General features: G+C 61.8%; 16 protein-coding genes. 4 read left to right on the top strand and 12 right to left on the bottom strand.

Annotation, left to right across the window (positions count from 1 at the left end; translation table 11 throughout):
- Positions 1-38: 38 nt before the first annotated feature.
- Both accD and HJB84_RS04715 read left to right on the top strand, forming a co-directional pair.
- On the top strand, positions 39-944 hold the full coding sequence (gene accD / locus HJB84_RS04720) for an acetyl-CoA carboxylase, carboxyltransferase subunit beta (protein ID WP_164015509.1): 906 nt from the start codon (positions 39-41) through the stop codon (positions 942-944).
- Positions 945-971: 27 nt separating this feature from the next.
- Positions 972-2,324, top strand: coding sequence for a folylpolyglutamate synthase/dihydrofolate synthase family protein (locus tag HJB84_RS04715; protein WP_221115381.1), 1,353 nt, complete (start codon positions 972-974; stop codon positions 2,322-2,324).
- Positions 2,325-2,393: 69 nt separating this feature from the next.
- Here HJB84_RS04715 and trxA read toward each other — a convergent pair whose 3' ends face one another.
- The 12 genes from trxA to HJB84_RS04655 form a co-directional block, all read right to left on the bottom strand.
- On the bottom strand, positions 2,394-2,714 hold the full coding sequence (trxA, locus tag HJB84_RS04710; RefSeq protein WP_003544118.1) for a thioredoxin: 321 nt from the start codon (positions 2,712-2,714) through the stop codon (positions 2,394-2,396).
- A 70-nt stretch (positions 2,715-2,784) separates the two neighbouring features.
- Positions 2,785-6,336: a double-strand break repair helicase AddA gene (gene addA / locus HJB84_RS04705; RefSeq protein WP_221115380.1), complete on the bottom strand. Its 3,552-nt coding sequence runs from the start codon at positions 6,334-6,336 to the stop codon at positions 2,785-2,787.
- Positions 6,329-9,523, bottom strand: a complete 3,195-nt coding sequence (gene addB / locus HJB84_RS04700) for a double-strand break repair protein AddB (RefSeq protein ID WP_221115379.1) — start codon at positions 9,521-9,523, stop codon at positions 6,329-6,331. The genes addA and addB overlap by 8 nt, the downstream gene beginning before the upstream one ends.
- Positions 9,524-9,526: 3 nt before the next feature.
- Positions 9,527-10,258, bottom strand: a complete 732-nt coding sequence (locus HJB84_RS04695) for a nucleotidyltransferase family protein (protein WP_221115378.1) — start codon at positions 10,256-10,258, stop codon at positions 9,527-9,529.
- A 13-nt stretch (positions 10,259-10,271) separates the two neighbouring features.
- Positions 10,272-11,783: a tRNA (adenosine(37)-N6)-threonylcarbamoyltransferase complex ATPase subunit type 1 TsaE gene (gene tsaE, locus HJB84_RS04690; protein ID WP_221115376.1), complete on the bottom strand. Its 1,512-nt coding sequence runs from the start codon at positions 11,781-11,783 to the stop codon at positions 10,272-10,274.
- The gene (locus tag HJB84_RS04685; RefSeq protein WP_207582341.1) at positions 11,780-14,365 is read right to left on the bottom strand and encodes a PAS domain-containing sensor histidine kinase; all 2,586 of its coding nucleotides are present in this window, start codon (positions 14,363-14,365) and stop codon (positions 11,780-11,782) included. The genes tsaE and HJB84_RS04685 overlap by 4 nt, the downstream gene beginning before the upstream one ends.
- A gap of 203 nt (positions 14,366-14,568) precedes the next feature.
- On the bottom strand, positions 14,569-15,969 hold the full coding sequence (gene ahcY, locus HJB84_RS04680) for an adenosylhomocysteinase (RefSeq protein WP_207582342.1): 1,401 nt from the start codon (positions 15,967-15,969) through the stop codon (positions 14,569-14,571).
- A gap of 277 nt (positions 15,970-16,246) precedes the next feature.
- The gene (locus HJB84_RS04675) at positions 16,247-16,522 is read right to left on the bottom strand and encodes an HPr family phosphocarrier protein (RefSeq protein WP_164015495.1); all 276 of its coding nucleotides are present in this window, start codon (positions 16,520-16,522) and stop codon (positions 16,247-16,249) included.
- 9 nt (positions 16,523-16,531) lie between these two features.
- On the bottom strand, positions 16,532-16,933 hold the full coding sequence (locus tag HJB84_RS04670; RefSeq protein ID WP_003544139.1) for a PTS sugar transporter subunit IIA: 402 nt from the start codon (positions 16,931-16,933) through the stop codon (positions 16,532-16,534).
- 150 nt (positions 16,934-17,083) lie between these two features.
- A complete protein-coding gene (locus tag HJB84_RS04665) occupies positions 17,084-17,533 on the bottom strand; it encodes an HPr kinase/phosphorylase (protein ID WP_207582343.1) in 450 nt (149 codons plus the stop codon).
- Positions 17,530-19,320: a sensor histidine kinase gene (locus tag HJB84_RS04660; RefSeq protein ID WP_207582344.1), complete on the bottom strand. Its 1,791-nt coding sequence runs from the start codon at positions 19,318-19,320 to the stop codon at positions 17,530-17,532. The genes HJB84_RS04665 and HJB84_RS04660 overlap by 4 nt, the downstream gene beginning before the upstream one ends.
- 164 nt (positions 19,321-19,484) lie before the next feature.
- The gene (locus HJB84_RS04655) at positions 19,485-20,219 is read right to left on the bottom strand and encodes a response regulator transcription factor (RefSeq protein WP_007632058.1); all 735 of its coding nucleotides are present in this window, start codon (positions 20,217-20,219) and stop codon (positions 19,485-19,487) included.
- Between the two features lie 76 nt (positions 20,220-20,295).
- Between HJB84_RS04655 and HJB84_RS04650 the strand changes: the two genes are divergently transcribed.
- Complete coding sequence (locus HJB84_RS04650) at positions 20,296-20,451, top strand: hypothetical protein (protein ID WP_207582345.1); 156 nt, start codon at positions 20,296-20,298, stop codon at positions 20,449-20,451.
- A gap of 103 nt (positions 20,452-20,554) precedes the next feature.
- Positions 20,555-22,165 carry a phosphoenolpyruvate carboxykinase gene (locus HJB84_RS04645; RefSeq protein WP_207582346.1) on the top strand — a complete coding sequence of 537 codons (1,611 nt, stop codon included), beginning with the start codon at positions 20,555-20,557 and terminating at the stop codon, positions 22,163-22,165.
- Positions 22,166-22,199 lie beyond the last annotated feature (34 nt).

The following is a 22,199-nucleotide window of genomic DNA, read 5'->3' as shown; positions in this document are numbered from 1 at the left end:
AGATCGCGACGCGCTTTCGTAAATCAGGAGTATTCGAGTTGAACTGGATCACCAACTACGTTCGCCCGCGGATCAATTCCATGCTGGGCCGTCGCGAAGTGCCGGAGAACCTCTGGATCAAGTGCCCGGAAACCGGCGAGATGGTCTTCCACAAGGATCTGGAAGGCAACAAATGGGTCATTCCAGCCTCCGGCTATCACATGAAGATGCCGGCCAAGGCCCGCCTGATCGATCTGTTCGACAACGGCGAGTTCGAATCGCTGCCGCAGCCGAAGGTCGCCCAGGACCCTCTGAAGTTCCGCGATTCTAAGAAATATAGCGATCGCCTGCGCGACAGCCGCCTGAAGACTGAGCAGGAGGATACCATCCTCGCCGGCGTCGGAAAGGTGCAGGGATTGAAACTCGTGGCGGTGGTGCACGAATTCAACTTCATCGGCGGTTCGCTCGGCATGGCTGCCGGCGAGGCGATCGTTAAGGCTTTCGAACGTGCGACGTCTGAAAAGTGCCCGCTGGTGATGTTCCCCGCTTCCGGCGGCGCGCGCATGCAGGAAGGCATCCTGTCGCTGATGCAGCTGCCGCGCACGACCGTTGCCCTCGACCTGCTCAAGGAATCCGGCCAACCCTATATCGTCGTGCTGACCAACCCGACCACCGGCGGCGTCACGGCCTCCTATGCCATGCTGGGCGATATTCATCTGGCCGAGCCCGGCGCCGAAATCGGCTTTGCCGGCAAGCGCGTCATCGAGCAGACGCTGCGCGAAAAACTGCCCGAAGGCTTCCAGACCTCCGAATACCTGCTGGAGCATGGTATGGTCGATATGGTCGTCAAACGTCACGATATCCCGGAAACGCTGGCGCGCGTCCTGAAGATCCTGACGAAGAAGCCGGTTTCGGCGGCGAACGACATGAATAGCGGTGCGATCGCTCTGGCGGCGAGCGCCTGAAAACCGACAAGCAAGCGGGGTGCCGAATTGATACCCAGAGGCCAAACCGCGGTGAGCGAGGCAGCACAGGAGATCGACAAGCTCATGGGGTTACATCCCAAGGGTTTTGATCTGTCTCTCGATCGCATCACCCGTCTTCTCGATGTGCTCGGCAATCCGCACCGGAATCTGCCGCCGGTGATCCATGTCGCCGGCACCAACGGCAAGGGGTCGGTCACCGCCTTCTGCCGCGCTCTGCTCGAAGCAGGCGGCTACAGCGCTCATGTTCACACCTCGCCGCATCTCGTCAATTGGCACGAGCGTTACCGCATCGGCGTCAAGGGCGGGCGCGGGCAGCTTGTCGATGACGCCGTCTTTGCCAAGGCCCTGCGTCGTGTGGCCGATGCCAATGCCGGACAGCACATCACCGTCTTCGAAATCCTGACGGCGGTCACCTTCATCCTGTTTTCCGAACAGCCGGCCGATGCCGCGATCATCGAAGTCGGTCTCGGCGGCCGCTTCGACGCCACCAATGTCATTTCCGATCCGGCCGTCTCGGTGATCATGCCGATCTCACTCGATCACCAGCCCTATCTCGGGGACAGGGTCGAGCTGATCGCCGCCGAAAAGGCCGGCATCATGAAGCCGGGATTTCCGGTTGTCATCGGTCATCAGGAATATGACGCGGCGCTCCACGTGCTGATGGCGACGGCCGAACGGCTGCATTGTCCCAGCGCCGTCTTCGGCCAGGATTTCATGGCGCATGAGGAATATGGCCGGCTCGTCTATCAGGATGAATTCGGTCTTGCCGACCTGCCGCTGCCGCGGCTTCCCGGCCGCCACCAATATGCCAATGCCGCCGCCGCCATTCGCGCCGTCAAGGCGGCGGGTTTCACCGTCACCGAGGCGATGATGGAAAAGGCGATGAGTTCTGTGGAATGGCCGGGCCGGCTGCAGCGTCTGAACGAAGGCCGGTTGCTGCCGCATGCACCCGCCGGCGCCGAGATCTGGATCGACGGCGGGCATAATCCCGGGGCAGGCGAAGTGATCGCCGAAGCCATGGCCAATTTCGAGGAACGCCAGTCTCGGCCGCTTTTCCTCATTACCGGCATGATTAATACCAAGGATCCAATCGGCTATTTCAAGGCCTTCGCCGGCTTGGTCGAGAAGGTTTTCTGTGTGCCGATCCGTGGCAGCGACGCGATAATCGACCCGGTGATATTGTCGAATGCCGCTTATGATGCCGGCTTGGTTGCCGAACCGATGTCGACGGTCGGCGATGCGCTGGAAGCCATAAAAGCCGTCGTCGATCCGGAGGGTTTACCCCCGCGCATCCTCATCGGCGGCTCTCTCTATCTCGTCGGCGATGTGCTTTCCGACAACGGCACGCCGCCGAAATGAAGGCAAATTGAAAAAGCCCGGTCGATGCCGGGCTTTTTCGCCAATGCGATTTAATTTAAGCGATATCAGTCAGGCGGCGCTCGAAATCCAGTTCGAAAGCGCGGTCTTCGGCTTGGCGCCCACGGAGATATCGGCGACTTCGCCGCCCTTGAAAATCGCCAGGGTCGGAATAGAGCGCACACCAAACTGTGCGGCGAGTTCCGGGTTCTCATCGATATTCAGCTTGGCCACCTTGACCTTGCCTTCCATCTCAACGGCGATTTCTTCGAGGCTCGGCGCAATCATCTTGCACGGGCCGCACCATTCAGCCCAGAAATCGACGACGACGGGTTCTGCGGATTCCAGAACTTCCGACTGGAAGTTGTTGATATCGACTTTCACGGTAGCCATGGGCTGCTCCTTTGTCTCGGTGTTGAACCACATGTGATGCTGCGGTGCCGAATTTTCAATGTCCGGTATTTCACTTTGTCTTGACTGCTGCAAGCGCCAAACCGAGCGCCTTTTCGCTCAGCGTGTAGAGCGAGGCGTTCTCGGTATAGACAAGCATGCAATCGATACGCTTATCAGGATAGAGCGGCGCCAGGATCTCGCGATAGATCGCCAGCTGCGCCCGGTGCGCGAAGGGGATAGCCTCCTCTGTCGCCGGCGGCACCCGATTGGTCTTGTAGTCGAGAATGACGACGCGATCGGCAAGGACGGCAAGCCGGTCGATGCGGCCGGAGACGGCATAGCGCCTGTCTTCGAGCGTCAACGTTCCCATGATCGAGACCTCGGGCTGGGCCTGCGCACCGAGGACGGACTGCAGACCCTCTTCGTCCAATAGTTTCAGAACCGAATCAACAAGTTTGCGCCGTTCGGCTTCCGGCCAGAACCGAGCCGCTCGTTCGGCATAGCGGCCTGCGGCATCAGGCCGTTCGGCAAGCGGAATTTCGGGAAGCGCCTGCAGCATGCGGTGGATCAGCCTGCCCTTCTCCAGCGAACGATCGCTGCGCTGCTTCTCGCCAAACAGCGGCGAAACGACGAGCAAGCCACCCGCGTCTTCATCGATGATCGTCCCGGCGCCGGAGGGGCTGAGCGGCCGGGGCAGCCCGGCCTGCGGCGGCAACGGCCGCAACAGACCGTCCGGCAGGGTGTCCATGCTGTCGCGCTCCTGGCTGCGGTCGGTGCGTTCGAAGCGTCGTTCCACCCGCGGCACGCGCCATTTGATACCCGGCCATTCCCCATCGGGACTCGAGAATGTGGTCGTCTCCACCAGCGGATGATTGTCGCGCAGTGCCGTCGAAATCATCAGATGCCAGGTGTCGTTGTTCACACGCACGCCGCGATGGCCGCAGACGACCAGCCGGTCGGCGGCTCGCGTCATGGCGACATAGAGCAATCGGCGATATTCTTCCTCCGCCAGCATCTGGATACGCGCAGCATCGTCCTGGGTCAGCGAATTGGCGAGATCGGAGACAGGAACCCAGACGGGCATCGGCGGCTCGTCGGCGTCGGTCTCGATCAGGCGAAGCTTCGGCAGATGGGTATGGGTAAAAGCCTTCGAACCGCCGTCGACGAGGAAAACGATCGGTGCCTCAAGACCCTTGGAGGCATGCACCGTCATGATCCGCACTTCATTGCGCCCCTTGTCCTGCTCGCGCTTGACCACGGGCGCTTCGAGCTCCAGCGTCGAGATGAAGGACTGCAGCCCGGGGAGGCCGGAGCTCTCGTGGTCGAGCGTGAAGGTCAGGAATTCGTCGAGGATATCGCTGACCTCGGTGCCGAGCCGGGCAAGGAATTTCCGCCGCCCGCCATGGCTGCCGAGCACACGCGCATAGAAATCGTGGACCGACAGGCTCCTGGATTGGCGAAGGAACAATTCAAGCCTCTCGACGGCTGCGCGGAAACGCTCGGTGCCATCGGCGGCGAAACTTTTGAGATGGTGCCAGACGCTCTCATTATCGCCGCGTAGCGCGGCGATCGCAAAGATGTCGTCCTCGGAAAGATCAAACAGCGGACTCTTGAGCACGGCGGCGAGCGAAAGGTCGTCTTCCGGCAGAAGCAGGAAACGGCCGAGCGCCAGCAGATCCTGCACGGCGATATGGCTGGTCAGCACCAGTCTGTCGGCGCCGGCGACCGGAATGTCGCCGCGGCGCTTCAACGCGCGCGTCAACGCATTGACGAAGGCGTCGCGTTTGCGCACCAGCACAAGGATGTCGCCGGCTTCGATCAGACGCTCCTTGCCCTTGTCGACGATCGTCTCGCGCCCGACCAGCGTGCCGATCGAATGGGCGATCCGCCGCGCCAGGATTGCGGCTGGCGCGCTTTCCGGCGTTGCGTCGAAGGGCGCCGTCCAATCCTCCTCCTTCATCACCGCTTCCGGCGCGACCATCTCCCAGAGATCGACGGCGCCGGGATGTCCGATGCGGCTGGAGCGATGCACCACCGGTTCGCCGAGCGCGCTGAGGCCGCGCGCATTGTTTGGTTCCCTGAAAATATGGTCGACGGCCTCGAGCACATCCGCGGTCGAGCGGAAGGAAAGCGGCAGCCGGACCGAGGAAAAGCTCTGCCCGCTGTCGGACACCCGCCGCCGCGTTCGGTCGCTTTCCTCGGAAAAACGCTCAGGCCGCGCTCCTTGAAAGGAATAGATCGACTGTTTCTCGTCGCCGACGGCAAACAGCGTGCGCACGATCGGCCGGGCGCTTTCGCCGGAGAAGAAATCCTCGGCGAGCGACTGGATGACGCTCCACTGGATCGGGCTGGTATCCTGCGCTTCATCGACGAGGATATGGTCGATGCCGCGATCGAGCTTGTAGTGGATCCAGGGGCCGACGCCGCTTTTCGTCAGCAGGTCGGCGGTGCGGGTGATCAGATCCTCGAAATCGAGCTGGCTGCGCTGTTTCTTCAGTTCTTCGTAGTCGTGGTTCAGCCGGTCGGCGAGCACGAGCGCTGCATGTGTGGCGCCGTACATCCGCATCAGTTTCAGCCGGTCGCGGCTTGCGGCGACATGGGCGCGGGCAGCGGCAATGGCGCCCGCCAGCTGCGGTGCGTCGGCAAGCATCGCCTTGACTGAGAATTGCGAGTCCGCCTTCGGCTCGCCCTTGGCTGTCAAAAAGATTTTCTCGAGAAACTCAGCGCGCCTTGCGTCATCGCGTTCCCGCCCGGCAAGCCTGAGGCCGTAGGCAACCTCCTGCGCTTTCGTGCCGCCCTTCTGGTCGGCAAGCGACAGATAAAGCTCCAGCATGCCGCCCGAAAGCTCCGGCAAAGGCCAATATTGCGCGGCGATCCGGCTTTCCGTGTCGCCGGCGGCAAGGCCAAGCCTTTCTCGCAGGACCTTTTCCACGCCGCCCTGCCGTTCGGCGATTGCCGTGAAACGACGGATTGCGTTGCGATTGGCGACGATGTCGCCGAGCAGGTTCTCCAGTCCGGATTCGTCGCCGAGATCGAGCACATAGGCGAACGCCTCGGCAAGCGCGCTGTCTCCCTCCGGCGCGGTTGCCGTCAGCAGCGCCCGGCGCGCATCGGAAAGCAGCACCACCGCCGCGCGGTCGTCGAGAACTGAGAAATGCCCGGCGACGTTGGCCTCCAGTGGAAACTGGTGCAGCAGCGCCTCGCAAAAGGCATGGATCGTCTGGATCTTCAGCCCGCCGGGTGTCTCCAGCGCCTTCGCGAACAGCCGGCGGGCCTCGGCAAGCTTCAGTCCATCGGGAGCCGTCCCCTCGATCTGGGTGATCCGCCGGCTCAGGTCTTCATCGTCAAGCACCACCCAGTCCGCCAGCCGCTCGAAGACGCGGTTCGACATTTCGGAGGCCGCAGCCTTGGTATAGGTGAGGCATAAAATGGCAGAAGGCCGCGCCCCGGCCAGCAGAAGACGGATGACGCGCTGTGTCAGCACATGCGTCTTGCCGGAGCCGGCATTGGCCGAGACCCATGCCGAACGCAAGGGATCGGAGGCAATCGCCTGCTGGATCGTCGTCCAGCCGATCCAGGCGCCAGGATCATCGTCGTTGGGAAGAGGCGTTACATCACTCATCGCTGCCGCCTTCGTCGGTTTCGGCTGTCGACCATTCGGAGACGCGGGCGAGGTGATCATAGTCGCCGCCGAAATCGAATTGCTGCGCCGGAATGAGCCGCGAGGTGAAGCCCTTCTCGCCGGACTGCAGCAATCCGACGAACTTGACCAACTGGTCGATCGATTCCTCGGCGAGATCCATCGCCGATTTCGCCTTGTCGCTGCGTGCCGAGCTTTCGTTGTTGACGGTGTCGACCTGAAAACGACGTCCCGGCCGCAGGCGCACATAGAGCAGGTCCTGCGGCACAAGACGACCGGCATCACGGAAGGCGCCGGCGCTCAAGGCCGCCGCTTCGAGCGCAAGCTGCGGATCGAGAAGCACGCGGGCCTGCGCTGGCGACGGATTGTAGCCGGTCTTGTAATCGATGATATCGGCGGCGTTCGGTCCGGTGATGTCGATCCGGTCCGCAACTCCGTTAAGCCGGATATTGATCGGCTCCAATTCGAAGCCGCCACGCACCTCCGTCAGTGTTTTGCGGATGCCGGGTCGCCGTCCGGTTTCCCATTCGAGAAACGCGCGGGCAACCGCGCGGAAGCGCGGCCGCCACACGGCATCGATATGCGCCGGCAGCTGCTCCATGTCGAAAAGCTCGGAAAGGATGCGCTCCATCGCCGCTGCCGCATCCGGCGTGCCGGCGACATGGGCTTCGCGAATGAACCGGTCGATGATCTTATGATAGAGCGTTCCGCGTTCGGCCGCTCCTGGATCGCGGTTGAATGTATCGACGGGATCGAGGCGCAGGATGCGGCGCGCATAGATGGCATAGGGGTCCCGGCGCAGCCAGCCGACTTCGCTGAAGGAGTAGGATTTCGGCTGCAGTGCCAACGGTGGTTTAGGCGAGGGGCGTTGCGTCGGTGCCTGGGCTTCTCCACGGTCGATCAGGCCGGCCCATTGGAGGAACCGGTTGCCGCGTCCCTTCAACTCCGCTTCGAACGCCTCTCCGGCGAGCGCTAGCAGCCGCTGCAGCCAACGGGAGGCGACCGTCGGTGTCGAGCCCTGGCGCAGCGCGCGCGAATAGATCAGATGGCGCGTGCCATTCGCCATCTCGAAGTCATGCGCCAGCTGGCCGATACGCCGTTCCGGCGGCTCGAGGCCGATCTCCGTCTTCATCATGCGCGGAATGAAGGGATTGTTGGCGGTCTGCCCTGGCCAGGTGCCCTCGTTCAGGCCGCCGAGGATCAGCGTATCGACGCTCTGCAGGCGGGCTTCCAGCGTGCCGAAAATGAAGAGGCGGGGATGACTGAGTGCCCGTGGCTTCACCACATGGCCGGCAGCAAGTGCTGCCATAATGTCGATCCATTGCGGCCCGTCGGCTTCCATCTGGCCGTCCGTGCCGATGACCTCGCCGAGCAGGGCGGCGAGCGCATCTCCCGCTTCACCAGACCAGAGATCGGCGAGATTGCCGTGCGGATCGGCCGCGACTGCTTCGAGCGAACGACCGCTACGCTCCGCCCATTCCGACAAAGACAAGCTTACCGTCCTTGCGCGATCTTCCGGCCGGTGCCGGATCAGCGTCGAAGCCAGCGGCTCGGTCGCTTGTGTGACCCGCCGGGCAAGATCGTACGCGGCATCGGCAGCGTCAGCCGAAAGCGCCTTTCGCCATTGCGGTGCGTGCCTGTCCTGGGCCTGTTCGGCAAGCTGATGGGTCAGCAGCGGCTCGAGCCTGCTGATATCCACCTCCGCCACGCCGCCGCGCAGGGCCAGCAGCTCGAGCGCCTCGGTAGCGGAAATCAATGCGTCGCGTTCCAGGCCGAAACGGGCCAGCGGATGTTTGAGCAGCGAAATAATCGCCACCGGATCGCCCGGGCGCAGCGCTGCTTCCAGCAGCAATTGCAGCAGCGTGCCCTGCGGCATGGCTGCAAGCGGTGTGCCGGCCGAATCGTCGGCGAGGATGTCGAAGCGGGAAAGCTCCGCCATAACCCGTCGGGCGAGATTGCGGTCCGGGGTAATGAGGGCAGCCCGGCTTTCGCCGTCCTGCCCCGGCTTTTCCAACGCCAGCCGCAGCCCAATCGCAATCGCGGTCGCTTCCTCGCGTTCGTTGGCGGCTTCGATCAGCGAAACATCGGCAAAGGCGGAAGACAGGCTGCCATCGGGCAGGTCGCTCTTCCAAGCGCCCCAATCGCTGGTCGCCTCCGCCGGGACGAGCGTCCGAGACAGGATTTCGGCGCGCCGCTCAAGATCGGCCTCGGGCCGTTTAAGAAGGGTCACGTCGGCACGCGTGAGCTTCAGCCGCTTGAGCAGCAACGACAGGCCGTATTGCGGATGGCTCCGGCTTGCAGGATTGGCATGTTGGCCGGGTGCCGGTTCTGGCGCCACCATCTGCCAGTGCCTTTCGGGCATAGAGAGATCGAGCCCCGGAAGCACGATCACACCCTCAGGCAGATTGGCGACGGCGGCGATGAGATCGGCGGTGGCGGGAACCGAGCCCGTCGAACCGGCAATGATGATCGGCCCAGTCGGTTTCGTCGTGGAAAGCCTTGATGCTTCGGCCCGCAGGATGGCGTTTCGGTGCCGCGCCGGCGAGGATTTGCCGAGTTCGGAAAGCCTCTCCGGCCAGAAGGCGCTGGCGATCTGCAGAAACTCCGCCGTCAGCTGCCACCAGGCGGCATAGTCGCCGGTGTCGAGTTTCGACAGTTCAGACCAGTCGAGATCCTCGGTTTCGATGGAATCGATCAGTTCCGCAAGGTTGCGGGCGAGCCAGATCGCATCTGCCGGGCTTGCCGGCGCAACGAGCGGTGAGTCCGAATGAATGTGGCGAACGATTTCGGGCAGTTTGTTTCGCCAGGCGAGGATGAGCCGCGCAAGCTCCAACAGACGGGCGGTATTCGACAGCGGTTGGGCGAGGTCGATCGTCGCCGGCAGCGCCTCGTCGAAATAGCCGCTGTCGTCATCGGTTTCGCCGAGAGGACGGATGACCGGCAGGATCGCCGAGCGGCCGCCGAGCAGGTCGACGAATTCCGAGCGCAGCACACGCACGGCACGCCGGGTCGGCAGATAGATCGTTACCCTGGCGAGCGACAGCGGATCATCGGCCTGATGCCGGAAGAGCGGCGTCAGGCGGCCGTCGCAAAGCGTCGTCGCCAGCGTTTTCAGAAAGGAGAGGCCCGCCGGGATCGTCAGAATGCGTGGCTGATGCCGCTCCGCCATGGCTCACGCAAACGCCCGCAACCGATGGATCGTTTCCTCCGCCTCGCCGATCGCCTCCGGCGTTCCCACTGTCAGCCAATGGCCGTCGAGCACCATGCCGAAAAGGCGGCCGCGTGCGATTGCCTTGTCGAAATAGATATTGAGGTTGAAGGCATCCTGCGGCGCGTTGTCGAACAGCGATGGGTTCATGGCGATCGCTCCGGCGTAAACGACGGGATTGGACGGATCGTCGCGATAACGCGTCAGCCGGCCATCGGCTGCGAGGCTGAAATCGTTCTTGCCGTTGTGGCCCGTCGTATCCTCTATCATCACACAAAGCAGCGCCATGTCCATGCGCTTGGCATCGAAGAATCCGGCTAAGCGTTGCAGGTTCGTTGGCCGCCCCGGCTGTTCGCCGATCCAGAACAGGTCGGCATTCATGACGAAGATATCGTCGCGGGTCAGCAGCCTCAGCCCCTTCACCAGTCCGCCGCCGGAGTTCATCAGCGCGTCCCGCTCGTCGGAAATCACGATGTCGAGGCCAGGATAATTCTTCAGATGATCGAGCATCTGGTCGGCGTGGTGATGAACGTTGACGGCGGCTCGTTCGATGCCGGCCGCCACCAGCGAATCCAGCGCGTAGTCGATCATCGGCTTGCCGTCGATTTTCACCAGCGGCTTCGGGATCGTCTCGGTGATCGGGCGCATGCGGGTCCCGAGACCCGCGGCCAGTACCATAGCTTGTCTGATGCTCATGCTGATCCGGAACTTATGATTCGCGTTGGCCTATTCCAGCCCTTGCGCACCAATCGCGCAAGGGGGCAAGCGCTTCATGCTCGAGTGCGACCTGCAGATAGGTGAGCGTTCGCGGCATATGTTTGAGATAGCCGGGCTTGCCGTCACGCTGCAGCAGCCGCACCCAGAGACCGGCAAGCTTGCAATTACGTTGCGCCGACATGATGGACCAGGCCTTCATGAATCCGGCTTCGTCGAAGCCGCCCTGGCCTCGGCGAAGGGCGAGATAATCGTCCATCAGCTGCCGGAAGAGATCCGGTTCGATTGTCACTCGCGCATCCTGAACGATCGAGGCGAGATCATAGGCGGTGGGGCCGATCATCGCGTCCTGGAAATCGATAAGGCCCACCTTGCCAATACCGCTTTCCTCTTCGCGCCAGATGATATTAGGCGAATGGAAGTCGCGCAGCAACAGGTTCTTCTCGGCCGCCGCGAGCTCGTCGATCAGCGAGTCCCAGATCGCCAGATAGTCCGCACGTTCGGCATCCGTGGGTGCTGTACCGCGCTTCCAGGCAATATGCCAATCGAGCACAAGCTGCACTTCCATCTTCATTGCCGTGCGATCGAAGTCCGGAATGTGATGCGTATGTATCGCGGAAACCGGGATATCCTGCGGAATCTGCATGGAATGAAGATGGGCAAGGCAGGCGACGCTTTGCCGGTAACGTTCGGTGACCGGCCGTCCGTCGTCATCGAGCACGCCCTCGGTGCCGAGATCCTCGATCAGCAGGATGCCCTGTTCATAGTCGACCTGATAGATCTCCGGCGTCGCAAATCCCCGCTCGCGCAACACATTGGCGATCGCGACGAAAGGATAGGCATTCTGTGCGAGATGCGCGACCTTGGGATACGGCTTGCCGTCATAGACGGGCGGTCCCTCGGGATGCGGGCGCCAATCCATCAGTATTTTTCGTTGAGCAGCGTTCGGATAGATCGCTTCATAGGCGCGCAACGACGCATCGCCGGTCAGGAAGCGGCGTTTGACTTCGGGATAGCCGGCTTTGTCGAGGAAATCGCGGATCGCCAGGACACGATGGATGCGGAAGGCGTGTGCGCCGGCGGCTTTGATTGTTGCTCGGCGGCCGCTGCCTTCATGTGCGAGCCTCAGCGTGATGTGCTCGGCCGGTAGTTCGCCCTCAGCCATCTCAGGCCATTCGACGAGGCAGATCCCGTTCTCCAGGGCTTCATCGAAGCCGAGTTCGGTCAATTCGGCGGGATTGCCGAGCCGGTAGAGATCGAAGTGCGAAACCGGGAGGCGCAGATCGTAGGATTGCACCAGGGTGAAGGTCGGGCTCGGGACCTCGAGCCCCTCGTCATCGGCCATGGCGCGCAGGATCGCCCGTGCCAGCGAGGATTTCCCCGCGCCGAGATCGCCGGAAAGGGCGAGGCAATCGCCGGCTTTCAAGGCCAACGCCAGGTCTTCACCCAGTCGAGATGTAGCCGCCTCGTCTTTCAGAAAAAGCGAGATCGTATCGCTGGTCGTCATTCGGCAGCCGCGGTATGCGGGACATTGATCGAGGGGATACGGCAGACGACGGTGGTGCCCTTGCCCGGCTCGCTGTCGATCGTCACGTCGCCATGATGCAGAGTGACGAAGCTGTCGACGATCGAAAGGCCGAGGCCGGCGCCGCCGCGTTTGCCGCTTTTCGCACCGGTCGCAAACCGGTCGAAGACGGTAGCGATCATGTCAGGCGAGATGCCGGGGCCGCGATCGCTGACGGAGAAGACGAAATCCGTGCCTTCGCGATGGCACTCCAGCGCGATCGAGGTGCCTTCCGGCGAAAAATTCGCTGCGTTGGAAAGCAGCTTCAGAAGGATCTGCTTCAGCCGCTGCGGATCGGCGACGATCGAGCCGAGATAGGCCGGCGCGGTGATTTCGAGCGCGACGCCGCTTTCGTGCAGGCGATCGGCGATCTGCATCGAGACGTCGTCGAGCAGATCGTTGAGATCGATATCCGCATAGTTGAGGCGCATGATGCCGGCATCGACGGTCGTAAGGTCGAGGATATCGTTGACGAGCGTCAGCAGAACGGAGGACGAGGTCGAGATGTGGTCGATATATTCGGCCTGCCGTTCGTTCAGCGGCCCGACGCCCTGCGTCCGCAGTAGATCGGTGAAGCCGATGATATTGGTCAGCGGCGAGCGCAGCTCGTAAGACACATGCTGGACGAAGTCGTTCTTCAGCTCGTCGGCCTTGCGCAGCGCTTCGTTCTTCTCGGTTAGCGCCCGCTCGGCACGCACGCTGTCCGTCATATTGACGAAGGTCAGCATGGTCTGCGCGTTCGGCAGCGGGATGACGGCAAAGTCGAGCACGAGGCCGGAGAAGAGTTCCAGCGTCCCCTGGCCCGAGCGGCGTTCGTCGTCGAAGCTGGTGATCAGTTCCGCGAACGCCTTCCAGCCGTCCGGCCGGTCATAGGACGGCGCGCAGGCCTCGCCCAGTCCGCGGATATGCGTGCCGGGCTTGGCTTCGGTTTCGGTGATTCCCCAGAGTGCGCGGAAGGCCGGGTTCGACAGGCGGATGCGTCCATCCGGGCCGAACACCGCCACACCTTCGGAAAGATGGTCGATCGTTTCGCCCTGCACCTTGACCAGTGTGTTGTAGCGCGTTTCGAGATCGACCTGCTCGGTCAGGTTTTCGAACACCCAGGTGGCCCCACCCTGCGGATGGGCGGTTGCGAAGACGCGCAATGTCTGCCCGTTCGGCAGGTGCCAGAGATCGGATTGCGTGTCGAGCGCGCGATAGACGGAAAGGGCTGCTTCCTTCCAGCTTTTCCAGTTGAGCTGGTCCGGCAGCTTCTTGGCAGCCCGCAGCCGCTCGAGCAGCTCGCTATTGTCCGGCCGGCCTTCGAGGAAGGCGATATCCAGCTCCCAGAGCGCGACGAAAGCTTGGTTATAGAATTGCAGGCGGCGGTCGCCGTCGAAGATGGCAACGGGCGTGGCGAGATGGTCGAGGGTTTCGGCGTGGCTCTTGAGCGTCCGTTCCAGCTCGGCACGCACCGCCTCTATGTCGGACACGTCGATCGCAATACCGGCCGAGCCGCTGGGCAGCCTGACGTCGACGACGTCGAAGAATGTGCGGTTGCCGCGCACGACCGTCGAGATCGTGTCGTGGAAGGGTGATTCCGGCGTCGTCGCCGCGCGAATACGTTCGCGCGCCACGGTCGTCAGCATTTCGCGGCCTTCATTGATCGCCTGCTGCGGCGATCGCGCTTCGACCGCCTCGCCATAAGCCTGGTTGACCCAGGTCAGCAGACCCGCCGGGTCGCGTTGCCAGGCCGGCATGTCGATCGCGTCAAGCATGGTCTGGAAGGCCGAGATCGACGTCATCAGCCGGTCGCGCTCGATCCTGAGCTCTGCCAGCTCGGCGCGCAGATTGTTAAGCGCCACGAAACGGACGAAGGCGCGCCCGCCGGAAACCCGGCCCTGCGCCTCGAGGATTTCGTCGCGGATGGTTTCGACCACCATGTCGAAACTCTGTGCTCCGTCGCGCAGCCGGTCGATCGCCTTTTCCAGCTCGGAGGCCGAGCGGGACTTCAGCCAGAGGCCGAAGGCCAGGAACTCGCCGTCCTGCGGTGCGCCGGTTTCGGGCGGAAGCTGGCCGAGCAGTTCGGGGCGCGCATTGCCGTCCCAGATGACGATCCGCCGGTTCTTGTCGGCGATCAAAGCCTGGTATTGCGAAATGCGCTGCTGGGCATCGGAAAGCGCCGAGCGGATTTCCCGGCTCTCACTTTCCAGATTGCCGCGCTGGCGCACCAGCCACAGCGTCGAAAGCAGTGCTGCCGATATGACGCCGATGACCACGGAAACGCCGACGACCTGCGAGGATGTGAAGAGGTGAGCCGAGGCTGCCGCCTGTTGCTCTGTCTGTGCCAGAACCGGCCGCGCCAGCGCCGCAAGCGCCGTGCCGGCCGCGCAAGCTTTCAGAAAGCGCGCCAATGATCCATGCTCTTGCTTGGCGGCCTCGTGTGCCGTTGCAGATTTGTGCTCTTGGCCCGCCATCAGCGGGCGGCGGCCGGCGCGAACGCCGTCATCCGCCTGACCGGGCAGGCTGCTTTTCATTTCCGACATCCGCGGTATGTCTCCGTCCTTCAATGTGCCGCATTACGACAAGACATCCCATTTTCGGAGCGGTCGGACAGGGTCCGGCGCCACGAATCAAGTCTTAAAACAATACTTCGGATGGGAATCGGCGGGAAGGGAGCGCCCAAAAAATAAGCCGCGGCAGTTGTCAATGCCGCGGCTTCTACATCTTGTGGATATTAACGATAAGATCAATATCTGTAGTGGTCGGCCTTGAACGGACCCTTGGGCGAGACGCCGATATAGGCAGCTTGCTCCTCGGAAAGCTCAGTCAGCTTCACGCCGAGCTTGTCGAGATGCAGGCGTGCGACCTTCTCATCGAGATGCTTCGGCAGGATATAGACCTGGTTGGAATACTGGTCGGGCTTGGTGAAGAGCTCGATCTGCGCCAGTGTCTGGTTGGTGAAGGAAGCCGACATCACGAAGGACGGGTGGCCGGTGGCGTTGCCAAGGTTGAGCAGACGGCCTTCGGAAAGAAGGATGATGCGGTTGCCCTTGGGGAATTCGATCAGGTCGACCTGCGGCTTGACGTTGGTCCACTTGAGATTGCGCAGCGCGGCGACTTCGATTTCGTTGTCGAAGTGGCCGATATTGCCGACGATCGCCATGTCCTTCATCTGACGCATGTGGTCGATGCGGATGACGTCCTTGTTGCCCGTGGTGGTGATGAAGAGATCGGCAGAGGAAACGACGTCCTCGAGCAGCACGACTTCATAACCGTCCATCGCAGCCTGCAATGCGCAGATCGGATCGGCTTCGGTCACCTTGACGCGGGCGCCGGCGCCGGAAAGCGAAGCGGCAGAACCCTTGCCGACGTCGCCGTAGCCGCAGACGACGGCAACCTTGCCGGCCATCATCACGTCGGTGCCGCGGCGGATGCCGTCGACCAGCGATTCCTTGCAGCCGTACTTGTTGTCGAACTTCGACTTGGTGACCGAGTCGTTGACGTTGATCGCCGGGAAGGGCAGCAGGCCCTTCTGGCTGAGCTGATAGAGGCGGTTGACGCCTGTCGTCGTTTCCTCGGTGACGCCCTTGATCGCGTCGCGCTGCTTGGTGAACCAACCCGGAGAGGCGGCAAGGCGCTTCTTGATCTGTGCGAAGAGGATTTCCTCTTCCTCGGAATGCGGATGCGACAGCACATCTTCACCGGCTTCGGCGCGGGCGCCGAGCAGGATGTACATGGTTGCATCGCCGCCGTCATCGAGGATCATGTTGGAAAGGCCGCCATCGGCCCACTGGAAGATCTTGTCGGTATAGACCCAGTAATCCTCAAGTGACTCGCCCTTGATGGCGAAGACAGGCACGCCGGCGGCGGCGATCGCGGCAGCGGCATGATCCTGCGTCGAGAAGATGTTGCACGAGGCCCAGCGGACTTCGGCACCGAGCGCCACCAGCGTCTCGATGAGCACGGCCGTCTGGATGGTCATGTGCAGCGAGCCGGTGATGCGCGCGCCCTTCAGCGGCTTTGCCTGGCCGAATTCGGTGCGGCAGGACATCAGCCCCGGCATTTCGGTTTCGGCGATCGTAATTTCCTTGCGGCCGAAATCCGCAAGCCCGAGATCGGCGACGACATAATCTTTTTCAGTGCTCATAGGGGTCTCCAGGCTGAAAAACGTCTCAAAAATTGGCGCAGGCGCGAAGATGGCCGCGCGACGGATGGGCCGCGTGTTCATGTATATCGCCCGGACGTGTGCAGTGGCTCCGGGATAACGACATGCACAAGGACAGAGAGCTAAGCGCGTCCGCATGAAGCAAGTTCGATGCATCGCACTTTAGCGCACGGCATATCCGCCGTTTAGCAGGCTTCGAATGGGAAGGCAATAAGGATATAAAGAAGTCTTTATATGTTTATATGATCGCTGTTGGCGATCACATCTCTTCGCCGAACCGGTTCTGGATCAGTTGGTCCAGGGCCTCCAGCGCTTGCTCGGCCTGGCTGCCGCTTGCCGAGACGACGACGCTCGAGCCGGGGCTGGCCGCAAGCATCATCAGGCCCATGATAGAGGTGCCGCCGACCGTCATTCCGTCCTTGGAAACGGTGATGGCGGCATCGAAGGTCTCGACCATTTGCACGAATTTGGCCGAGGCGCGGGCGTGGAGACCGCGCTTGTTGATAATCAGGAGTTCTCGGGATAGCGATGTCATGGAGGGCCGTTATTTTCCGCTAAGCACGCGGCTCGCGACATTGATATATTTCCGCCCGGCTTCGGAAGCCTCCACCAGCGCCTTCTCCATGTTGTTCTCGCCACGCACGCCGGCGAGCTTTATCAGCATCGGCAGGTTGACGCCGGCAATGACCTCGGTATGGCCGCTGCTCATGACGGATATGGCAAGATTGGACGGCGTGCCGCCGAACATGTCGGTCAGAATGACGACGCCATGGCCATCATCGGCACCGGAAACAGCTTCGAGAATGTCCTGCCGTCTTTGATCCATGTCGTCTTCGGGGCCAATACAGACCGTCTCGATGAATTTCTGAGGACCGACGACGTGCTCGACAGCATGACGAAACTCTTCAGCCAGCTTGCCATGAGTGACAAGCACAAGTCCGATCATGATATTACTGCTCCCATAAACGCCAACGGTGGCCCCAATATCGCAATGCAGCAATTACGTCCACCGGTGGGGGCACATCTTGGCCATGAAAAGCCGAAGTGCAAGATAAAAATGCGAATATATAAGGCAGATTGATCAATCCGGAAGGCTTCAATGCCCGATATCGGGTGCTTTCGCCATCAGGATTGCAAGGGGTGACGAAACGCCAGTGAGCAACCGCAATGCGGGAAGCGAAAGACCGGCTGCGAGGCTGACGATTTCGCCTTCGGGGGGCACGCGCTCCTCACCAGTGGCGCTGCCCGGAAGCACGGCGTAGTGCATCGGCGCCCGTGGAATATGATCTTGCCGGACGATGCCGGTGCCGCGAAGTTCGATCAGCCCGGCGATCGACGGCGGACATGCCGCGATCACCGTGCCGGCCTCTTCAGACAAAAGAACCTGGTCGTCGGCGACCAGCGCCGTGAACAGCCCGAGCCGGCGTGCCTCGGTCATGCAGGTGAAGGCCAGCATTGATTTTCCCCAGCCGGAAGGTCCGCTGAACAGCAGCCCCGTTCTGCCGACGATGATCGCCGTCGCATGGATGTTCGGAGCCGTCGTCATGCGGCGGCGCCGACAGGCAGAGCGAGGATAAAGCGGGCCCCGAGCACCTGTCCGCCTTCGGCATCGGTGATGTTCTCTGCTCTCAGCGAGCCGCCATGGGCTTCGGCGATCTGGCGGCTGATCGACAGGCCGAGCCCCGAATTCTGGCCGAAACCTTCCGATTCCGGTCGATCCGTATAGAAGCGCTCGAAGATGCGGTCGATATTTTCGGCCTGGATGCCGGGTCCGTTGTCTTCGATCGTGGTGACGCAGCGCGACCGTGTCCGCACCAGCCGCACGGTAATCTTTCCACCCTTTTCCGGTACGAAGGAGCGGGCGTTCTCGATCAGGTTGGCGATGATCTGGCCGATGCGCAGATCGTGGCCGTTGACGACGAAGCGCGTCTTGACGTTCGGCTTGCGTTCGATCGCATATTCGATCTCCACCTGCTTCTTGGTGCTCCTGACCTGGCGCGAAACCTCGATGAGGTCGCGCAACAGCATTTCCATGTCGACGGAACCGGCATCGACACGAGCGAGTTCGGCATCGAGGCGGGAGGCGTCGGAGATATCGCTGATCAGCCGGTCGAGGCGGCGGACATCGTGCTGGATGACGTCCATCAACCGCTTCTTGGAATCGTCGGATTTGGCAAGCGGCAGCGTTTCGACGGCGCTGCGTAGCGAAGTCAGCGGATTCTTGAGCTCGTGGCTGACATCGGCCGCGAAACTCTCGATCGCATCGATGCGGTCGTAGAGCGCTGTCGTCATCTGGCGCAATGCAATGGAAAGATTGCCGATTTCATCCTGACGGGCAGAAAAGTCAGGAATTTCCTCGCGCGCCTTGGCGCCGCGCCGCACCCGGATGGCGGCGGCCGAAAGGCGGCGCAGCGGATTGGCGATCGTCGACGAGAGCACCAGCGAAAGCAGAACGTTGACGAGCGTCGCGACACCGAAGACGCGCATGATGGCAAGCCGCTCGGCATGCACGATATTGTCGATATCGCCAGCCTGTGTCGACAGCAACAGCACCCCGAGCACGGCGCGGAAACGCTGGATCGGCACGGCGACGGAAACGATGAGCTCGCCTTTTTCGGTCGTGCGCACGACGGCGCCGCGCACGCCGGTGAGTGCATTCATCACCTCTGGATAGATCGAGCCGTCACCGCCCGGCGCTTCCTTGTAGAGCGGCAGGTTGCCGGGCTGCAGCGCCTTGTTGAACAGGGTCGCGAACCACTCGCTCCAGGTCTGCTTCTCCTCTTCGACCGGCGGCAGGTCAAAACGCAGCACCTGGCCGCGCGAATAAAGATGGCGCGAATCGAGCAGCAGATTGGCATCGGCATCGAAGATGCGGGCGCGTGTGCGCGTCGGAGAGATCAGCCGGCGCAGAACCGGCGCGACCTTCTCGGGATCGATCGGGAATTCGAGGTCCTCGTCGTTCGGCACCGGGGTGATGCTCTGTCCGGCCTGCAGCTCCAGCAGCTTTTGCGGATCGATGGTGATCGAGTTGGTATCGACCGATGCGGAAGCCGAAATAGCGCCGGCGATGATTTCGCCCTGCGTCAACAGGCTCTCGGCGCGGGCATCGATCAGTCCCTCGCGAAATTGGTTGAGGTAGAGGATACCGCAGACAAGCACTACCAGCGCGACGAGATTGAAGAACAGGATGCGCCGCGTCAGGCTCGAAAACACGGCATTGCCGAAGATACGGCGTATCAGCGTGAAGGGATGCGACCAACGGCGGCCCTTGACGCGAGGGGCGCTCACGCCCTCCGCATCGTCGAGATCCCTTTCCTGCACCAACTGTGCCAACGACAGGCCCTTTCGAAGGGCGGGGCCGGATAAATCGGCCCGCAGCCCTCAACAATTCCGACAGCGCCGCGCGTCTTTTCAGACGCGCAAAGGAGGCTGTAACACTTTGAACTGCTGCATAACTCTGTCTAGGGAATTATGCAGTCGCCCTGCGCCGCGTGGGCTCAGGCCGCTTCGCGGAAGCGGTATCCCACTCCGTAGAGCGTTTCAATCATATCAAAGTCGTTGTCGACCATCTTGAATTTCTTGCGCAGCCGCTTGATGTGGCTGTCGATGGTCCGGTCGTCGACATAGACCTGTTCGTCATAGGCGGCGTCCATCAGCGCGTCGCGGCTTTTGACGACGCCGGGGCGCTGCGCCAGCGAATGCAGGATCAGAAATTCGGTCACCGTCAGGGTCACGGCCTCACCCTTCCAGGTGCAGGTATGGCGTTCCTGGTCCATGACCAGTTGCCCGCGCTCCAGCGATCGGGCCTGCTGCACAGCGCCGTTCTTCGGCGCGCCGGCGGGGCTGGTGCCGGCGGCTGCGGCTTCACGGCTTGAGGCGCGGCGCAACACGGCGCGGACGCGCTCGACCAGCAGGCGCTGCGAAAAAGGCTTGGTGATGAAATCGTCGGCGCCCATCTTCAGGCCGAAGAGTTCATCGATCTCCTCATCCTTGGAGGTGAGGAAGATGACGGGAATATCCGACTTCTGCCGCAGACGGCGCAGCAATTCCATGCCGTCCATGCGCGGCATCTTGATGTCGAAGATCGCCAGCTGCGGTGGCCGCGCCAGAAGGCCGTCGAGCGCCGAAGCTCCATCCGTATAAGTCTCGACCTTGTATCCTTCGGCCTCCAGCGCGATCGACACCGAGGTGAGGATGTTGCGGTCGTCATCAACGAGCGCGATTGTCGGCATGGTGTTGGTCTCCGTCATCAGTGCGCAATCTCCCGGATTTGCTCTCCCCAGGCGGTCTCAGTGACCGGATGCGCTTATGGAGGATAAAGGTGGAACAAATTGTGGCAAAGATAAAGGGAAAGATTGTCGTGAAATTCTCCAGCAATCTGGAGTAGTGCGGCAAAATGTTTCAACGCGGTCTTTAAAACGATTTAAAATAGAAGCAATAAATTTAAATCGATTAAATATCTGATATTACTACATTTTATCAAATTTAGCGTCTTGTGTTTTAAAAATCCTGCCCGTATTTTCGCGCTTAGTTAAACGGCACCGAGCCTGAGCGAAGGGAATTAGCCATGGAAATGTTCGGAGTTCATAACCCGGCAACAGAGCTGGCAACGGTTGGATTGGGCGGCGCAGCCAGCGTTCGCTACAACTTTTCTGCCGCCGCGCTCTATGAAGAAGCGATCCGCCGGGGCGAAGCCGAACTGACTGCTCAGGGTGCGCTGCGGGCTATCACCGGCCAGCACACCGGCCGTTCGCCGCGCGACAAGTTCGTCGTTCGCGACAGCAATACCGACAGCGAAATCTGGTGGGACAACAATAAGCCGATCTCGCCGGAACATTTCGCCCTGCTGCGCGAGGATATGCTGGCGCACGCCGCGGGTAGGGACCTGTTCGTCCAGGATCTCGTCGGCGGCGCCGAGGAAGGCCATGCTCTGCCGACAAGGGTCGTCACCGAGTTTGCCTGGCATTCGCTGTTCATCCGCAATCTGCTGATCCGCCCCGATGCCGCAGCGCTGCCCAGCTTCGCGCCGAAACTGACGATCATCGATCTGCCGAGCTTCAAGGCCGATCCGGCCCGCCACGGCTGCCGTTCGGAAACGGTGATTGCCTGCGACCTGACCAACGGTCTCGTTCTGATCGGCGGTACCTCCTATGCCGGCGAAATGAAGAAATCGGTCTTCACCGTGCTCAACTACCTGCTGCCGGCCAAGGGCGTGATGCCGATGCACTGCTCGGCCAATGTCGGTCCGAACGGTGACGCCGCGGTGTTCTTCGGCCTTTCCGGCACTGGCAAGACGACGCTTTCGGCCGATCCGGCCCGCACATTGATCGGCGATGACGAACACGGCTGGAGTGAAAACGGCATCTTCAACTTCGAAGGCGGCTGCTACGCCAAAACCATCCGTCTGTCGGCCGAGGCCGAGCCGGAAATCTATGCGACGACGCAGCGCTTCGGCACCGTGCTCGAAAACGTCGTTCTGAACGAAGGCCGCGAGCCGGATTTCAATGACGGCTCGCTGACCGAGAACACCCGTTGCGCCTATCCGATGGATTTCATCCCGAACGCTTCGGAAACCGGCCGGGCCGGGCATCCGAAGACGATCATCATGCTGACCGCCGATGCCTTCGGCGTCATGCCGCCGATCGCTCGCTTGACGCCTGATCAGGCGATGTATCACTTCCTCTCCGGCTATACCGCCAAGGTGGCTGGCACCGAAAAGGGTGTGGTTGAGCCGGAAGCGACCTTCTCCACCTGCTTTGGCGCCCCGTTCATGCCGCGGCATCCGGCCGAATATGGCAATCTGCTCAAGGATCTGATCGGCCGCCATGGCGTCCAGTGCTGGCTGGTCAATACCGGCTGGACCGGCGGCGCTTACGGCACTGGCAAGCGCATGCCGATCAAGGCGACGCGTGCCCTTCTCGCTGCGGCTCTCACCGGCGAACTCGGCCGGGTGGAGTTCCGTGCGGATACCAACTTCGGCTTCGCTGTGCCGGTCTCCGTCAACGGCGTCGACGGCAGCATTCTCGATCCGCGCTCGACCTGGACCGACAAATCGGCCTATGACGTGCAGGCCGAAAAGCTGGTCTCGATGTTCATCGCCAACTTCGCCAAGTTCGAGGGTCACGTCGACGGCGGCGTCCGCGATGCGGCCCCCGGCGTAAAGGTCGCCGCCGAATAAGAACAACAAAATTCTCTGACTCACGTGAAACCCG

The sequence above is a fragment of the Rhizobium sp. NZLR1b genome (assembly GCF_019685155.1).
In the GTDB taxonomy this organism is placed as follows: Bacteria; Pseudomonadota; Alphaproteobacteria; order Rhizobiales; family Rhizobiaceae; genus Rhizobium.
This window is presented reverse-complemented; position numbering and strand designations above follow the sequence as displayed.

Excerpts from the sequence above, each read along its gene's own strand:
- HJB84_RS04655 (WP_007632058.1), bottom strand. The coding sequence starts at position 20,219 with ATGCCGACAATCGCGCTCGTTGATGACGACCGCAACATCCTCACCTCG.
- tsaE (WP_221115376.1), bottom strand. The coding sequence starts at position 11,783 with ATGACGACCAGCGATACGATCTCGCTTTTTCTGAAAGACGAGGCGGCT.
- HJB84_RS04665 (WP_207582343.1), bottom strand. The coding sequence starts at position 17,533 with ATGACGACGGCTCCGAACATCCATGCGACGGCGATCATCGTCGGCAGA.
- HJB84_RS04650 (WP_207582345.1), top strand. The coding sequence starts at position 20,296 with ATGGAGGATAAAGGTGGAACAAATTGTGGCAAAGATAAAGGGAAAGAT.
- HJB84_RS04645 (WP_207582346.1), top strand. The coding sequence starts at position 20,555 with ATGGAAATGTTCGGAGTTCATAACCCGGCAACAGAGCTGGCAACGGTT.
- ahcY (WP_207582342.1), bottom strand. The coding sequence starts at position 15,969 with ATGAGCACTGAAAAAGATTATGTCGTCGCCGATCTCGGGCTTGCGGAT.
- HJB84_RS04695 (WP_221115378.1), bottom strand. The coding sequence starts at position 10,258 with ATGAGCATCAGACAAGCTATGGTACTGGCCGCGGGTCTCGGGACCCGC.
- addB (WP_221115379.1), bottom strand. The coding sequence starts at position 9,523 with ATGGCGGAGCGGCATCAGCCACGCATTCTGACGATCCCGGCGGGCCTC.
- HJB84_RS04675 (WP_164015495.1), bottom strand. The coding sequence starts at position 16,522 with ATGACATCGCTATCCCGAGAACTCCTGATTATCAACAAGCGCGGTCTC.
- HJB84_RS04685 (WP_207582341.1), bottom strand. The coding sequence starts at position 14,365 with ATGTCGGAAATGAAAAGCAGCCTGCCCGGTCAGGCGGATGACGGCGTT.
- HJB84_RS04670 (WP_003544139.1), bottom strand. The coding sequence starts at position 16,933 with ATGATCGGACTTGTGCTTGTCACTCATGGCAAGCTGGCTGAAGAGTTT.
- addA (WP_221115380.1), bottom strand. The coding sequence starts at position 6,336 with ATGAGTGATGTAACGCCTCTTCCCAACGACGATGATCCTGGCGCCTGG.
- trxA (WP_003544118.1), bottom strand. The coding sequence starts at position 2,714 with ATGGCTACCGTGAAAGTCGATATCAACAACTTCCAGTCGGAAGTTCTG.